Origin of the sequence: Alkalicoccobacillus porphyridii, from assembly GCF_007293315.1 — a bacterium.
In the GTDB taxonomy this organism is placed as follows: Bacteria; Bacillota; Bacilli; order Bacillales; family Bacillaceae_D; genus Alkalicoccobacillus; species Alkalicoccobacillus porphyridii.
In genome coordinates this window covers 584,972-602,651 of sequence record NZ_VLXZ01000001.1, presented here as the reverse complement: position 1 = coordinate 602,651, position 17,680 = coordinate 584,972, and the positions used below count along the sequence as shown (strand labels likewise).

The window sequence follows — 17,680 nt, the reverse complement described above, 5'->3', positions numbered from 1 at the left end:
TTACATTTGTTGTATATACTTCCTCAATGCGACTTATTATGATGGAATATAGAGGAAACATCAGAATCTTCATCCAAGAAACGAGGAGAGCCATGAACATTCTTAGAAGGTTAACTACAGCAATATCAATACTAACTATCACATTACTTTTAGGAGGATGTTTTAATTTGACTACTAATCCATCAACAGATGATCACGAAGAAAATCCGCCAGCTAATGGTGAGGGAGAAAATCCACCGGACAATCAGCCTTCAGGTGCTAATGATTCTGATCCTTACATACCGATTCAAGAATATACTGGAGAAGGCTATGAGTTAGATGGCGGCGAGCTAACACAACCCATAGCGAATGAAAACCTGCCTGAGATTGAGGAGGCAGTGAAGAAATTTTTTATTGATGAATACAAGACAGAAGTGATTGTCCATAACGTGGTTGGTGCACGTGAAGCAGCTACAGTATTTGTTGAATCAGTCGGGGAGCCCCATTTTTATTCATTCGCAGTGGTACCAATTGACTTAGCAAATGAAAATGTTTTACTAGAAGAAGTTTTCTCTGAAAATGGTCAGGTGGAAATGGCTATCGTAACAGGTGTTTACGCCATGATTTATAAAGAAGAAATGAAAAATATTGATGATTACTTAAGTGATATCGCCATAGAGTATCCGGTTACAGGAATGTCAGTGGAAGCTATAGAGAATGTAGGGGGTTCAGGCTTTGCTACAGAGTATTATTACTTATCAGGACTTGAGAAAGCTTTTGATGGAATAGTTGAAAAGTATAAAGAAAATCCCGAAAGAAGTCGTGATGAGTGGGAAGAATTATATCCTAAGGATGAGTTAGATCCAGAGAATATATTTTTCACGATAAGGCTTCATATGGATCAAGAAAATGTAGATGTGGATGAGGAGCTATTTGAAAAATTGGAGAAAGATATTGAGTCCATAGATAATGTACCTCCTGGACGATATAGTATCTTTCTATACGATAATAATATTGATCCAAGAAATCTACAAGGTAGCAGAACAAATGTTATGGAACGTGCGGTCCCCAATGAAATTATAAAACCATAATGATAATGGTTTGAATATTATATTTCAAGTTGTCTAGGAGTGATATGATGAATCCCCCCGTAGAAGAATCTCTTGACACAAATTTGGTAGAATTGGCTGGATATCATGCTTATAGAAATTATCAAATAAACTCCATAATTAATGCTAATGATAATATGTTTCGTGTAGTTAACACTATATACGATCATCCTACTGGGCTGGATGCTCTTACGGTTGAATCTTTAGAAACTGGTGAGTTTACTGTAGTTTATGTTGGTACAGCCACTGAAACAAGCACAGGCGAATTCTCCTCTGCAGACATTGTCACAGATATGATGCTGGTCAGTGATCTTGACGTACCCCAGCTTGAGGCAGCAGAAGCTTATTATAGAGAGATGGATCAAAAATATGGCGTTGATTCAGTTGCGGGTAATTCCTTAGGGGGAGCACTTGCTAATAACGTAGCCGTCCAACATGAAGATGTTCGCTCTGTTACTTTAAATCCCGCTCTCCTTCCTTTTAATGGGGTCATGGACCCGAATAAAGTTTACGATAATATCACAAATTATTTTAGTGAATATGATGCTTTAACTAAGGGACTTTCTTCAATAGGTATGTCCGAGCAGATACCAGGTCAGGTCTATAATATTAATAACGGAATCCCTTTATTGAATGCGATAGGTAGTAACCACACTGGGTATGTCAATCGTGCTGATGGTGGTCAATTCTATGAAATTGGTACGAAAGGCGAGCCTGGTTATGGTCAAATACATATTGCTGCTCACGAGCACATCGTCACAAGTATTTGGACAGGTCTACCATTACACGGTGGTTCCACGGATCGCATATTAATTAATCAGGAGTCCTTAGAAACATTAGCTAGTTCGTTAAACGGATATGTAAAAGAACGACTTGTTCTATCTCATGAATATATGGAGAATGCTTTAGCAATTATTCAACATGAACGAGATACGAGAGCCGAGCGCGAGCGGAAACTGAAAGAACAGTTCTTTGAACGAATGGAGACCTTTCAACAAATGCATTTAACGATGACATCAGGTGCTCATACGATTTTAAGTACAACTGTTCAAAATGCATTAGATATTGCAGGTCGAATGGGTGGGCCCATTGGTACGTTGATCTCAATTTTAAATTCACCTCCTGCCAAATTAGTAGATCATTTATTTTTGCCTAACATTGATTTATTTGAACGTTATACAGAAATAAGTGATAGAATTTTTGAAGCCTTAGAACAGGCTGGGGAATTCCAACTAGAACTTCAAAACCTAACGGATAATGCACTGACAGAACTTTTTAGTCCGGTTACAGGAAATTTCTCAGATGCGGTTGTGGATGAGTTATATGAACATTATGTTATTGTAAATCAAAATTATGCTCATGTGACGGCACATCTAGGTGCACATGCTCTGAATGTATCAACTGTTGGGTGTCAGTTTACCGATAATGATGAGGCGGTTGCAAGTACTATAAGTGGGCAAGGGGTAGGTAGTTCAAATCATACCTTTGCGAGAACTGATTTCTCTCTGAATGATTCGGAATATCTTGAAAATGCACTTAATTTAAAACAACTGCATGTAGACGTTAAATTTCAAGCCTTAAAAACTCTTGGCGTAGCTAGATTAACAAAACCTTTGTCATTAATACTAGTTAAAATATTTGCTGTAGAAGGTGCTATTTTTTTATTAAAAGAGAGTGTAAGAAATATAGCCTCTCGCATTAGAACGGCCGCCTCAACTTTACCTTTTTCAGATATTGATCAATTGAATCTATATGAAGTACTTGTTAAAACACCGGTTGAGTCTATTATTAATGTGTTAGACGATCTGGAAAGTTTTGTACGGGGACTACGCACGGTCATGTCAGGATTGATCAGTGGTCTGCCAACGGTTTTTGACGAGTTCAAACCTTATATCGACACAGCCATCTTTAATGATAGTTCCTATCTAAACGTTCAGCTGTACACAACGTCTGCCGCTGCGCTTAATGCCAATATGAAACTATTATTTAATGATGTAAATTACCAACTAACAGACCAACAGGGAAATGCGATAGTCAAACTGCACAGTGAGTCAGTAAAGTTTACAGATAACATGAATGTCTTGGATGAACAGGTTCAAAGAGGGACGGTGATTTAAGAGAAGTTTTTAGGAAAAGTATAGAGATTGATCAGAACCTTTGGGAAATGATTCTCAGGGTTTTTTTTATGTGTAAAAATTGTAAAAATACATTACTTGATAACCGATATAAAAAAGTGACAATTGTTTTAATAAATTTGAATAATGTGTGATAATGTTGAAATTAATAGAATTTTATTTAAAAATTTGATGGTTTATATTAGATTTTGTAGTATAATCGAACTGGTAGTTTAGCATGATTGCTACCCTATTATACTTGAAAAGGAGTTTGGTATGAAGAAAAAAGTAAGCATTATTGTGGTTCTGCTTCTTCTGTTCAATCTTTTGTCGCCATATGCTGCATACGCTGCAGAAAAAGTCGAAATCGAAGAGGATACATACGAGCTTGAGGATGTAAATGCTTGTTTAGTAGACCTTCTTGATAGAGAAGAGCTAGGTGAAGAAGATCTATTGGATTTTCACCCTGATCAATTACAGCTTAATGAAGAGGAAGAAGTAATCTTTGAAGATTGCTTGGCGCTTCTTTCATTAGATGAGCAAGAAGCTGTAACGGAAGAGGGGTCAGAGGAGCCTGCGACTGAAGAAGGAACAGAAGAAGCTGTGACTGAAGAGGAAGCAGAAGAGCCTGCAACCGAAGAGGGAACTGAAGAAGCTGTAACTGAAGAGGAAGCAGAAGAGCCTGCAACCGAAGAAGGAACAGAGGAAGCTGTGACTGAAGAGGAAGCAGAAGAGCCTGCAACTGACGAAGGAACAGAAGAAACTGTGACTGAAGAGGAAGCAGAAGAGTCTGCATCTGAAGAAGGAACAGAAGAAGCGGTAACGGAAGATGAAGAAGATTCGATGATTATGTTCTCTATGAAAGCTGAGAGCACTCCAGTGACTAAGTCAACGAGTAGATTGGGTCATCTTTACAGTAGTACTAAGGTGTATCGTAATCTAGGAGACACTAATACTCTTAATGCCTCGCAATTAACTCATGCCGTTTATTATATTAAGCAAGAAGCACAATATAATGGCAGCACGTATTACCTACTTAGTACAAGTCCAAGTGCCACGAACGGTGTCGTAGGTTGGGCGTTAGCTTCACAACTAACTACCTATGCTCATACAGTGGTAGATAGACAAGGTAAAACATTCCAAGTAAAGGGTACAAGCAATGCTTATACAAAAGCTTGGGGTGGAAATAAAGACATAGTTTATAACCTAGCAAATGAAAAGGGTAAAACGTTCCAGGTTCACCTTACTGAAAAAGTTGGGAATGACATTTGGTATCGTGGAACTCTTAATAACCGTACAGTCTGGATTCATAGTTCCCATGTTGAGTCAGTCGGTAAAGCTACCAGCAGACTGGGGCATTTGTACAGTAGTACGAAAGTGTATCCTAATTTAGGAGATAACAAGACTTTAAATTCATCTCAATTAACTCATGCCGTTTATTATATTAAGAGAGAGACACAATATAATGGCAGCACATATTACTTACTTAGTACAAGTCCAAGTGCAACTACTGGTACAGTAGGTTGGGCGAGAGCATCAGAATTAACAACTCATGCTCATACTGTAGTAGATAAACAGAGCAAAAGCTTTCAAGTTAAAGGTTCAGGTAGTGCCTACACTAAAGCCTGGGGCGGGAATAAAGATTTAGTTTATAACCTTGCAAATGAAAAGGGCAAGACGTTCCAAGTTCATTTAACTGAGAAGGTTGGTAACAATACTTGGTATCGTGGAACATTAAATAATCGCACAGTTTGGATTCATAGCTCACATGTAGAAACGACTGGGAAAGCAACAAGTAGATTAGGTCACTTATACAGCAGTACAAAGGTATATCGTAACTTAGGTGATTCAGCTACATTAAATGCATCTCAATTAACTCATGCTGTTTACTATATTAAGCGTGAAGCTCAATATAACGGCAGTACGTACTATCTCCTTAGCACAAGCCCAAGTGCAACGAATGGTGTTGTTGGATGGGCAAGAGCTTCCGAGCTTACAACTCATGCTCATACAGTGGTAGATAAAAATAGTAAGAATTTCATTGTAAGTGGTTCTGGAAGTGCTTATACAAAGGCTTGGGGTGGAAATAAGGACCTCGTTTATAATCTTTCAAATGAAAGAGGAAAGACGTTCCAAGTTCACTTAACTGAAAAAGTTGGTAACAATACTTGGTACCGTGGAACATTAAATAATCGTACGGTCTGGATTCATTCAAGTCACGTAACAACCAATCAGACTACTCGCACGAATTACGACATTACTCTTGATCGCGCTGCTACCTTGCAACAGGGAGCAAACGCACAAACGGATCGTTATACTCAATATGTGCATAAAGACTATGTACGTCGAAGCGGCAGCAACTATTTTGTCAATGCTACTTCATTAAATGTTCGTAGTGGTCCAGGCACAAATTATGCAGTAGTCGATACGTTAAGAAACGGACAGAGACTTTCTATTCGTCGTCAAACGGGTGATTGGTATCAGTTATTCTGGGTAGATGCAAATAAGTCAGATATTATTTACAACATGAACCCAAATAACTTTATTAATGATCGTGTTCAGCAGTTCCAGTTCCTTGATTTAGCTAAGACAAGTGGAGCGACTGCGTCAGCATTAAATAATTTCCTTCGTGGAAAAGGTACTCTTGCAGGACAAGGACAAGCCTTCATTGATGCAGGACGCACACATGGAATCAATGATGTGTATCTTCTGTCTCATGCTTTGCTTGAAACAGGACACGGCACGTCAACCTTAGCTCGTGGTGTTCAAGTAAATGGAGTGACTGTTTACAACATGTACGGAATTGGTGCAAGAGATCATTGCCCAATTGAATGTGGATCTCAATATGCTTATGACCAAGGCTGGACAACTCCATATAAATCAATTGTTGGTGGGGCAGCATTTATTGGTAATAGCTATGTTAAAGCAGGACAAAATACATTATACAAAATGCGCTGGAACCCAGAAGCATTGGTTAGAAATGGTCGTCCAACACATCAATATGCAACAGATATTGGCTGGGCATCCAAGCAAGTACACACAATGTATAACCTGTATCAAGGAATAGGCTCCTATTCATTGATTTTGGATATACCGGTATATAGATAAGAGATGAAGACAAAGGAGTAAGTTCCTTTGTCTTTTTCATTTTAATGAGTATAAAAGTCTTAGATTTAAAGTATCGTTTAATTCAATTCTTATGTTGAATTATTTATAATGAAACTAATATAGTAGCTGAATAGTGAGTTTGATTGAATGTTAACTCATCTAGCAGAATCTATTAAAAGGTTTATAGGAAATGGAGTATGAAATTTGAGATGCAACACTAGCAACACTACAAGAATCTAATTTGAAGTGGATTGCGGGGCTCAGTAGCTAAATGGAAAACTCTTTAACAGGTTAGGCGAGGTTGAGATTGGGGAAGCCATTAAGGACCAATCAAAGATCGAAACCTATGATTTCCTCTTTGATAACGTCTTTGTCGTTCATCAGTCTGCAGCTGTATTAGAAGATCGAGGAGAAGCCAGAAGCCATAATTACGTTGGTAACTAGCACCAATCGGGGCAGAGAATCTATTGGAAATACTTGTTATTAAAGGGAAGCTCAGTTAACTAAGTTCTATATTATAAAATACCTTTACTTTATCTAGAACAAAGATTCTCTAGCTGATGAGCATTCACTTTAAAAACGTTGTACAACTAACTGTAAGTAAAGATATTAAATTAAACTTCAAAATGCCTAGATCAACTCACGCCGAATGTTCATCAAAAAATGATCATTCGGCGTTTCTTTTTTATGAAGGTAATGAGCAGGTCTGACAATTTCTTAATGGTTAGCTCCAATTCTAGTTGAATTGGAGCATTTTCTGTCTTTTAGACATTTAAAGTTTGTCTTATTTTATCCTAGCTCGACACATAGAGCGCTTACAATATGTCAATTGATAAATTCGGCTTAAATTCGTTCTTTATAATGAAAAAAATGCGAGTTTTTAGTTGAGTATTTGTATTTAGTACTTTATAATGAACAAAAAAGTTCTTATTAAAGAACGACGTTCGTCATTTTCTTTTTTCGGTTATTCCTTTCTGACCCGTTATCATCGGAAGGACTCGGTTACTTTGTGGGTTTTCATAACCTTAGGCGCGTGTCGCCGTTGAAGTAATGTGAGGAGAGGTTAGATGCCTAGGGGAAACCCATCATTTTTTACAATATGTGTATATACAGTCGTTATGGGTTGTTCTTATTAAAGAACGGGTGTTTAATCTGTTTCTATCGGAGGCGTATTATGAACATATCTAAAGAATCTCATGCAGCTTCTCAAGGTAGACAAGCGAGATCAGAAATAGATTATCGCTTCTATGATTTAGTTAAACGAACAATCGATGTGTGTGGAGCAATTTTTGGAATTATAATGACACTACCGTTATGCCTTCTAATTAGTCTCTCCTATCTATTTGAAGAGAAGAAGGGACCTATTTTTTTCAAGCAGTTGCGTGTTGGGAAGAATGGAAAATTATTTTATATTTACAAATTCCGTTCTATGGCATTGAATGCGGAAGAGAGGCTCCACTCTGATAGAGAACTGTACAAAAAGTATGTTGACAATAACTATAAATTGGAACCTCATGAAGACCCTCGTGTAACGACTATGGGGGCTTTTTTACGTAAGACAAGCCTTGATGAACTACCACAATTAATTAACGTGTTAAAAGGAGAAATGAGTTTAGTTGGTCCACGACCAGTTGTTAAGGAAGAGCTTGCCGAATATCAAGATCATGTGACGACTTTTCTATCTGTGAAACCTGGTGTCACAGGTTTTTGGCAAGTTAGCGGGCGTAGTCAAGTTGTATACCCTGAACGAGTGGATGTTGAGTTGTATTATGTGGACAATCGAAGTATGGTATTAGATTTGCAGATAATATTCAGAACAGTTTGGAAAGTCTTTATTCGTAGTGGAGCTTACTGACCATATTAAAGAAATCTAATTAACGGTATATATCTTGATCAGGTTCCTTAACCTTTAGTTTAGACATCCAATTTAATAATTGGGATAGCAGATGGAGCATAAAAGCTTCAAACTCTTTCAATTTGAAAAGTGTGATAACAGCTTTAATTTCTGTGGAAAATGAATGATCCGAATGTCTAAGAATGTAGTATGGAAAATAATGGAAATTATTTTATCAACAAGGATTTGGTTTACCACCACTGGAGACATCATGAGGAACACTTATGCTTCCATCCCAATATTTTAATTTGAGGATTTATTCTCGATCATCTTAATTTTAAAGTGTTTGGCCAGTGGTATTTCTAGACACTTGAGTATTTAAAAGGTACCTCTCATGTAAAGATGTTTACATGGAAATGAAGTGTCGAAGAGCATTTGAAGGGGATGGTAGGAACATGAAAGTAGCCATAGTTCATGATTGGTTGGTCACCTATGCAGGGTCAGAGAAGGTTCTTGAGGCGCTGCTTGCTATTTACCCTGATGCCGATTTATTTAGTACTGTTAATTTCCTTGAGAAGGATCAACGGGGGTTCATCCAGGAAAAAGAAGTGAATACGACATTCATTCAGAAGCTGCCATTTTCAAAAAAACGGTTTCGGTTTTATCTGCCTCTTATGCCTTTAGCCATTGAGCAGCTTGATGTTTCTGCCTATGATGTAGTCATTTCAAGCTCTCATGCTGTGGCAAAAGGAGTCATAACAGGGCCGGATCAGCTTCACATTTCGTATGTTCACTCACCCATTCGCTATGCGTGGGATTTGCAGCATCAATATCTAAAAGAATCAAACTTGCAAAAGGGTATTAAAGGCATAGTTGCGAAATCCATTCTTCATTATATGCGTATGTGGGATTATCGCACGTCAAACAGTGTAGATCACTTCTTAGCCAATTCTACGTTTATAGGAAATCGTATTAAAAAGGTCTATCATCGCAATTCTACGGTGATCTATCCACCAGTGGATGTGTCTGCTTTTTGTTTACATGAAAAGAAAGAAGACTTTTATTTAACTGCTTCAAGAATGGTGCCTTATAAAAAAATGGATCTAATTGTTGAAGCTTTTGCGGACATGCCTGACAAAAAACTTGTGGTGATTGGTGCTGGACCCGATTTTGAAAAGGTCAAGAGCAAGGCGACAGACAATATCACGATGATGGGATATCAGGCATTTGACGTGCTACTAAATCATATGCAAAGAGCCAAAGCCTTTGTATTTGCTGCAGAGGAGGACTTTGGGATTATTCCAGTAGAAGCTCAGGCTTGTGGTACACCCGTAATCGCCTTTGGAAAAGGCGGAGCACTTGAGACGGTTGTAGGTCTTGATAAAGAGCATCCTACAGGCGTTTTCTTTGATAAGCAGGATCAGGAGTCTTTAAAACAGGCAGTTCAAACATTCGAGAGGCATTCAGCAAAATTTATTTCAGCTGACATTAGAAAACATGCGCTTAAATTTGCTCCAGAAATATTTAAGAAGGAATTTGAAGAATATGTCCTGGCAGAGTACAAAAAATTTGGTTGAGGAGTGTTGTGTTTGAATATTGTCCTATTATCAGGTGGTTCAGGAAAAAGACTATGGCCTTTATCCAACGATACACGCTCAAAACAGTTTTTGAAGGTCCTTCGAAATCAATATGGTGAGAGTGAATCTATGTTACAGAGGGTTTGGGGGCAGCTGAATGAAGTGGGACTTGCTCAGTACTCTGTAGTAACAACTGGAAAGTCTCAAATGGAGATGATTAATAACCAGCTTGGTTCGGGAGTAGATATTGTCGTGGAACCTGAGCGAAGAGATACCTTTCCTGCTATTGCACTATCTGCTGTTTACTTGTATTCAGTTAGGGGCATATCACCTGAAGAATCTGTATGTATATTGCCGGTGGACTCTTATGTAGAGGATGAATTCTTTTTAAAAGTAAAGGAATTGAGCACTGTGTTAATGGAAAGTGATGCGGATATTGCTCTTGTCGGGGTAAAACCCACATATCCATCTGAAAAGTACGGTTATATTATTCCAGAGCCTTCTGAGGAGAAGCATTATTCTAGAGTTCAGTATTTTAAGGAGAAACCTGATCAGGAGTTAGCAAAATCTCTGATTAAGGGGGATGCGCTCTGGAACTGCGGTGTATTTGCTTTTAAGATTGACTACATTATATCAATGCTTGAAGAAGCAGGGTTACCGATTTCATATAGTGCACTTGTAAATCAGTATTCATCGCTGAAAAAAGAGAGCTTTGACTATGCGGTCCTTGAAAAAGCAAAGGATATTGCAGTGATTTCTTATGATGGCTACTGGAAGGACCTAGGGACATGGAATACATTAACCGAGGAAATGCCAGCTGCTCTTACTGGAAAAGGGATTATCTCTGAGGATTCTTATAACTCGCACTTAATTAATGAATTAGATATCCCTGTTGCCATATTAGGGCTTCCAGATGCGGTGGTTGCAGTAAGTCCGGATGGAATATTAGTATCGAGTAAACAAGCTAGTCCAAGGGTGAAGGAACTCACCTCCCCTATTGAATCTAGACCAATGTACGAGGAGCGAAGATGGGGGTGGTATCGGGTATTAGACTATATTAATATCGATGATGGTGTAGAGGTTCTTACGAAACGGATTGGCATCCATGCTGGCAAAAATATTAGTTATCAAGTGCATGCCCATCGCAGTGAGGTTTGGACCGTCATTAAAGGAGAAGGAGAGTGTGTCATTGATGACCAGCTCTTCAGAGTGGGGGCAGGTGATGTCCTGAGGATTCCGGTTGGAACTAAGCATGCAATCAAGGCATTAACAGATATAGAGTTCATTGAAGTTCAGACTGGACAGCAGCTTGTGGAGGAAGATGTTGTACGAATTCGGATGACATGGGAAGAAGTTGAACAATTTATAATTATTTAACAGCATGTTTACACTGACACTTTTTTCACCCATTTTTTATTCAATTGAATAGGATATGGAGAGTAGATGACAAAAAACAAAACAGGGGGTCATTTAAATGAAAGGTGTTATCTTAGCTGGAGGAAATGGAACGCGCCTATATCCTTTGACAGCCGTCATGAACAAGCACATGCTGCCTGTTGGAAAGTACCCGATGGTAATGCATGGTGTTGCTAGAATGAAGGAGGCAGGCATTAAAGATATATTAATCGTCGTAGGAAAAAACCATGCTGGTGGTTTTTTGAATTTGCTTGGAAGTGGTGATCAATTAGGCGTTAATCTTTCCTATCGCGTACAGGAATCTTCTGGTGGGATAGCGGATGCCCTGCGTTTAGCAGAAGATTTTACAGGAAATGAGAACATCATGGTATTACTTGGTGATAATATCTTTACGGAGTCACTGGCTAATGCAGTTCAAACGTTTGAAGGGAATCGATATGGTGCACAAGTGTTTATTAAAGCCGTTAGCGACCCACAACGCTTTGGGGTTCCTATCTTAATGAATAATCGTATTCAAGCCATTGAAGAGAAACCATTAAATCCTCTATCAAAATATGCTGTAACCGGCATTTATATGTACAGCCCTTCTGTGTACTCTATTATAAAAACGATTCAGCCATCAGATCGTGGTGAGTTAGAGATTACGGATGTTAATAATATCTATATTTCACTTAGTCAGCTTGGATTTGAAGAGTTACGTGGTGAGTGGATAGATGCTGGTACTCATGAGTCTCTTGCAAAAGCAAATAAGATGACGGAGCATATCCATTTAGAAAAAATCTTCCACCATCCGATAGAAAACACAAATTCAATGATGCTTAAATGAGAGAGGGTAGGGAAATTTGGAAATCAAAGAACTGGAATTAGAAGGGGTAAAGTTAATTAAGCCCACTGTTTTTCAAGACAACCGTGGCTTTTTTACCGAAAGCTATCAGCGTGATGCTTGGCTGGATGCAGGTATTACTATAGATTTTATACAAGATAATCATTCCCTTTCATGTGAAACTGGTGTCATCCGAGGTTTGCACTTTCAAGTGGGTGAAGCTGCACAAACGAAGCTAGTGCGGGTCATCGCAGGAGCTATCTTTGATGTAGTTGTTGATATTCGCAAGGAATCACCTACATTTAAGAAATGGATAAGTGTTGTTTTAAAAGCAGGTGATCATAATCAGCTTCTTGTTCCTAAAGGCTTTGCACACGGTTTTTGTACGTTACAACCGAATACGGAAGTGTTATATAAGGTGGATCAGCTGTATAATCGAGACAAAGAACGAGGGATTTATTGGGCAGACCCTTCATTAAATATTACATGGCCATTAGAGAATCCTGTTTTGTCAGGCAAAGATGAACAGCTACCAATATTAGAGGACGTCTTATCAGAGTTACATGAAAGGGAAGGGATACTATGAAGTTATTTGTTACTGGAGGAGCGGGCTTTATTGGCAGCCACTTTATCCGATACATTCTTGACCAATACGAAGATTATGAAGTGATCAATTTTGATGCATTAACATACGCTGGCAATTTGGATAATGTAAGCTCTATTGCGGATTCACCAAGGTACCAATTTGTACATGGAGACATTACAAATCGAGCTCATATTGATCAGGTTATGCTGACATCCTCTATTGATGCAGTTGTTCATTTTGCTGCAGAATCACATGTAGACCGTAGTATTGAATCTCCTGGTAAATTTGTTGAGACCAATGTCATTGGAACGCAGAACCTTCTTGACTGTGCAAGATTATATGGGGTAGGTACATTTGTACACATCTCAACTGATGAAGTGTACGGAACATTACCAAAAGAAGGGTATTTTACAGAAGAAACCCCTCTTGCTCCAAACAGCCCATATGCAGCGAGCAAAGCAAGCGCAGACATGTTTGTGCGTGCATATTACGAAACTTATGGTATGGATACCAGAATTACACGCTGTTCAAATAATTATGGACCTAATCAATATCGGGAGAAGCTCATTCCAGTGACCATCTTACGAGCACTAGATGGGTTACCGATCCCGTTATACGGAGATGGTCAAAACGTTCGAGATTGGTTACATGTTCATGATCACTGTACAGCAATTGATGCGGTGCTTCATAAGGCAAAACCAGGAAGTGTCTATAATATTGGTTCAAACAATGAATGGAATAATATTGATTTGGTTGAGAAGATATTGGATTATCTTGAGGTGCCAAGAAACCAAATTGCTAGAGTGACAGATCGCTTAGGTCATGACAGAAGGTATGCCATTGATGCTAGCAGGATAAAAGGTGAGCTTGGTTGGCAACCAATGCATACCTTTGAAGAAGGTCTAAAAGAGACCATTGATTGGTTTACCGAAAAACATCGCACAGCAAGTCAAATGAGTCAATCTTATGGAAACTAAAAGCAAGTCCTCCACATCTCAATCTGTTGCCATTATTTTATTAAATTGGAATAGCTATAAGGATACTCAGGCTTGTATGAAATCATTAGAAAATCTTAATTATCCAAGCTTTCATGTTTACGTTGTAGATAATGCCTCGACTGACGATTCGTTTGAACAGTTAAGTCATGATATATTTAATGCTGTTTACTCTTATAATTGGACTTTGCATGCCTCCGAGAATAATGGGGGATTTGCATGCGGAAATAATATTGCTATTAAAGATGCATGTCAAAAAGGCTTCTCTTTCATATGGTTATTGAATAACGATACGCTTGTTGAACCCGATTCGTTAGAAACACTTGTAAGTCCAATGAATCATGATACTAGCGTTGGCATAACTGGTTCAAAGATTTATTTTGAAGGATCTGATGTACTTTGGTTTGCTGGGGGAATTATTAACAAGCGCACGGGAGCTAATCGGCATGAAGGTATGATGAGTGTAGATCGAGGTCAATATGATCAAGAAAGGGAAGTTGACTATATTGTGGGTTGTAGTTTGTTAATTCGAACGGATATAGTCAAAGAGGTGGGTCCGCTGGAAGAAGGATATTTCTTATATTATGAAGACAGTGATTGGAACTTAAAAGTGCGGGAAAGAGGATGGAGAGTGTTGTATGTGCCTGCCTCGATTATCCATCACAAGGTCTCCCAATCCATAAAAACAGATGATCTCTCGGCTTTATCGACGTATTATAACATCCGGAATGCATATTTAATGGCTAAAAATTTTAGTAGTAATAAAGTATATGACCTTCCAGCGTTGCTTTGGCTATACCGCAATTTTTATTGGTACCATTTGAAAATTATTTTACGTAGACAAAAAAACAAACGTAAACGAAGTCAATTAATTGTGAGGGCTCTGAGTGATTCCTTAAAAGGGCGTTCAGGTAAATATTTTGAAGATAAAGATAAAATGAGGCTGAATCATGGAGCAAAAAAAACTGGTTAATGAGTCGAGGTTATTGAGTCAGAAGCTTTTATCAGGAGGCGTATGGGCATTTTTAGGTAAAGCTTCCAATGCAGTACTTGCCTTAATAATCAATGGTATGATTGCTAGAATGCTTAATCCCTCCGATGCAGGTTTGTACTTTTTAGGGTTTAATATAGCCTTATTTGGTGCTTATTTTGGATTGTTGGGGTTAGAGCAAACTTCAACTCGCTTCATTGCAGAGGGAGTAGGAAATAAACGGTATAACCAAATTGTTTCGGTGATAAAGAGGACAAGCTTTATTGTTTCCATTGGAACATTAGTTGTTGGTGGAGGTTACTATGTAATCGCCACTTTTTTATTTGGTGCTCTTTTTCCTTCATCAAATATGGCGTCACTTACCGTGTTCATTTCAATTTGGATAGCTGGTAATGTCTTTCATTTACTATTAGCAGAATATTTTAGAGGCTTACATGATATTCGGCTTGCTTCTATATTTGGTGGTTTTTTCTACAACTCTACCCTAATTTGTAGCTTATTTGTCTTTGGCTTCGTGACGGCAGATTCAATGACTATTGTGCATGCAATCAATTTGACTATAGGGTCATTAATTTTTTCTAGTTTAATTGGCTGGCTTCTACTTTTTAATAAGCTGAGATTTTACCAGAAACAAAAAGAAGCATACGTATCTAACGTATCCAATCGTAAGCTTTATCAAACAGCATGGCCGATTCTTGGTGTGACCCTTAGCTTATTTTTATTAAGTCAATCAGATTTATGGATTGTTGGATTGGTAGCTAATGAAGAAACGATTGCCCTTTATGGAGCTGCTTTAAGACTTACGGCAATTGTTTCCATGCCAATCATCGTCCTTAATGCGGTAGTGGCACCATTTATAGCAGCAAAAAATGGACAAGGAAAAATGAAAGATCTAGAGTCTATACTACGCTTAATGGGAGGCATTGCTCTTCTGCCTGCTTTGGCGCTTGTTATATTGTTTTCTATCTTTCCAGGTCAGGTTATGTCACTTTTGTTTGGGCCCTTTTATGGGGGGGCTGCATTGTTTTTGATTCTACTTAGTTTAAAGCAACTAGTTATTGTCTGGAACGGGGCATGCGGTATCTTAATGTTGATGGCTGATAAACAGCGGCAATTAATGAAAATTACCGTTAGTACAGGCATTCTAGCATTGTGTCTCACAACAGGATTAGGTCTATTATTTGGTGGAATAGGAGTTGCCATTGGGTCACTCATTGCAAATGTAATATGTCAGATTTGCATGTGGGCAGTTGTGAGAGCAAGTATGAATATAAGAGTGGATGCTAGCCTTAAAGCTGTTTATAAATTGGTGTTAAAGTATAATTCAAGATTTGTGCAACGTCTGGGTAAAACAAATGAGAGATAAAAGGGAGGATTAAAATCATGCAGCCAACTAGAATTTCAGTTGTAGGGACTGGATTTATTGCTAGAGGACTTATACAAGCCCTGAGAATTGCCCCCGACCTTGAGGTAAATAGGGTTTTGACAAGGAGAGACAAGCAAAGTGTTTATGGGATTCCTTATGAACAATTAACTCAATCCTTAGAAGAATTACTTGAGAACACAGACATTTTGATTGAATGCAGTGGAGATGTACAACATGGAACGGAAATCATTATGCGCGCTTTTGAATACGACATTCCTGTAATCACGATGAATGCTGAGTTACAGGTCACGACGGGGTCCTATTTAGCAACTAAGGGTTTTCTGACTGAGGCGGAAGGTGATCAGCCTGGTAGTCTTGCTGCTTTAAAAGAAAATGCTGTCGGTATGGGTTTCAAACCAGTTGTATATGGAAATATAAAGGGGTTTCTTAATTTGAATCCGACTGAAGAGGAAATGAGATATTGGTCAGAACGTAATGGTCTATCTCTTGAGATGGTCACTTCTTTTACGGATGGAACAAAGGTTCAAGTAGAACAAGCTTTGGTCGCAAATGGATTAGGAGCAGATATACTCTACCAGGGATTAAATGGTCAGGAAGCAGCAAAACTTGAGGATGGAGCATACAATCTTGCTGAGCTTTCACTTAAATACGGTCACGCTATCAGTGACTATTTACTTTGTCCAAGTGGCCCACCTGGTGTATTTATTACTGCAACTCATCATGAAGAACAAGCTGCCGCTCTTGAGTACTTCAAACTCGGCAAAGGACCATTTTACACTCTCATCCAACCGTTTCATTTGTGTCACTTAGAGATCCTTAAAACCATTCGTCGAGTTGAACGAGGTGACGGAATTCTTTTAAATAACAGTACGCAGCCTCGTATCAGTGTGGCTGCCATTGCAAAAAATCCATTGCAAGCAGGAGAATTAATTAGCAAAGGAATAGGTAGTTTTCAGGTTAGAGGTGAAGCCGTTAAGATAGAGAATGAACCTAACCATATTCCGATTGGGCTCCTTCAACAAGCAAGGGTGATTAGACCTATTGAAGAGGGAGAAATTCTTACATTTAATGATGTTGAAATTGATGGAAGTACAGCTCTTAAAGCATGGTTAGATGTAAAAGAACGAGTTGATTTGGGTCAAGTAAATTAAGTGTTCAGATATGCTGACGAACGGGCTATGAATAACCTTAACAACAGGTATAGGGTATTCGTAGTACCTGCCAGTCATGTTCTATCTCTCCCATAAGTGGGTATAGTACTTACAGGGAGGCGATCATCATGATTCGTCAAAGAGGATTTGCGCGCGGATTGTTTTGGGGAATCCTGCTTAACATTCCTCTCTGGGCCATGATCATTGGCGTCATTGATTGGGTAGCAGGGTCATAAGCTTAAATAAACATTTGTTTAATTGAGTAAAGCCCCTATGATTGTATAAATATATCTAAATAAGCGGACGAAAATAGTGGGCTGACACCTGCGGGATAAAAAGAAGATCACTGAAAAAGTCATCTACAAATGAGCTATGCACCGCTACAGGAGAACCCTACGCTTTCCGCGGGAACGGCCTCAGCCCTCGAAGTGGAAAACCACCACTTCGATGTCTTCAGACTCATTCTGTTCCGCAGGAGTCTTCGGGTTCTCCTTCCGCTCATGTTCCCGATCAGACAAGTGACCAATATTCCTTTCTAAGGGAATGAGGTCTGTTTTTTTTAGATTCATTATGATTTAAAACCTCTTTTCAGTGGGATCAAAAAACAAGT

At 38.6% G+C, this 17,680-nt stretch carries 12 protein-coding genes; all 12 read left to right on the top strand.

Annotation, left to right across the window (positions count from 1 at the left end):
• Positions 1-167 precede the first annotated feature (167 nt).
• Complete coding sequence (locus FN960_RS02735; protein WP_185970874.1) at positions 168-1,070, top strand: DUF1672 family protein; 903 nt, start codon at positions 168-170, stop codon at positions 1,068-1,070.
• 44 nt (positions 1,071-1,114) lie between these two features.
• Positions 1,115-3,205 carry an SA1320 family protein gene (locus FN960_RS02730; protein WP_143846830.1) on the top strand — a complete coding sequence of 697 codons (2,091 nt, stop codon included), beginning with the start codon at positions 1,115-1,117 and terminating at the stop codon, positions 3,203-3,205.
• A 273-nt stretch (positions 3,206-3,478) separates the two neighbouring features.
• Positions 3,479-6,310: an N-acetylglucosaminidase gene (locus tag FN960_RS02725; RefSeq protein WP_143846829.1), complete on the top strand. Its 2,832-nt coding sequence runs from the start codon at positions 3,479-3,481 to the stop codon at positions 6,308-6,310.
• 1,174 nt (positions 6,311-7,484) lie between these two features.
• Entirely contained in the window at positions 7,485-8,165 is a 681-nt protein-coding gene (locus tag FN960_RS02720) for a sugar transferase (RefSeq protein ID WP_143846828.1), read from the top strand.
• A 434-nt stretch (positions 8,166-8,599) separates the two neighbouring features.
• Positions 8,600-9,721 carry a glycosyltransferase family 4 protein gene (locus FN960_RS02715; RefSeq protein ID WP_143846827.1) on the top strand — a complete coding sequence of 374 codons (1,122 nt, stop codon included), beginning with the start codon at positions 8,600-8,602 and terminating at the stop codon, positions 9,719-9,721.
• A gap of 12 nt (positions 9,722-9,733) precedes the next feature.
• A complete protein-coding gene (locus tag FN960_RS02710) occupies positions 9,734-11,098 on the top strand; it encodes a sugar phosphate nucleotidyltransferase (RefSeq protein WP_143846826.1) in 1,365 nt (454 codons plus the stop codon).
• A gap of 97 nt (positions 11,099-11,195) precedes the next feature.
• On the top strand, positions 11,196-11,963 hold the full coding sequence (locus FN960_RS02705) for a sugar phosphate nucleotidyltransferase (protein ID WP_143846825.1): 768 nt from the start codon (positions 11,196-11,198) through the stop codon (positions 11,961-11,963).
• 16 nt (positions 11,964-11,979) lie between these two features.
• The gene (gene rfbC, locus FN960_RS02700) at positions 11,980-12,546 is read left to right on the top strand and encodes a dTDP-4-dehydrorhamnose 3,5-epimerase (protein WP_143846824.1); all 567 of its coding nucleotides are present in this window, start codon (positions 11,980-11,982) and stop codon (positions 12,544-12,546) included.
• On the top strand, positions 12,543-13,523 hold the full coding sequence (gene rfbB / locus FN960_RS02695; RefSeq protein ID WP_143846823.1) for a dTDP-glucose 4,6-dehydratase: 981 nt from the start codon (positions 12,543-12,545) through the stop codon (positions 13,521-13,523). The genes rfbC and rfbB overlap by 4 nt, the downstream gene beginning before the upstream one ends.
• Positions 13,513-14,514, top strand: coding sequence for a glycosyltransferase family 2 protein (locus FN960_RS02690; RefSeq protein WP_143846822.1), 1,002 nt, complete (start codon positions 13,513-13,515; stop codon positions 14,512-14,514). Before rfbB ends, FN960_RS02690 begins: the two co-directional genes overlap by 11 nt.
• The gene (locus FN960_RS02685; RefSeq protein WP_143846821.1) at positions 14,492-15,898 is read left to right on the top strand and encodes a lipopolysaccharide biosynthesis protein; all 1,407 of its coding nucleotides are present in this window, start codon (positions 14,492-14,494) and stop codon (positions 15,896-15,898) included. Before FN960_RS02690 ends, FN960_RS02685 begins: the two co-directional genes overlap by 23 nt.
• Positions 15,899-15,915: 17 nt before the next feature.
• The gene (locus FN960_RS02680) at positions 15,916-17,070 is read left to right on the top strand and encodes an NAD(P)-dependent oxidoreductase (protein ID WP_143846820.1); all 1,155 of its coding nucleotides are present in this window, start codon (positions 15,916-15,918) and stop codon (positions 17,068-17,070) included.
• Positions 17,071-17,680: the final 610 nt, after the last annotated feature.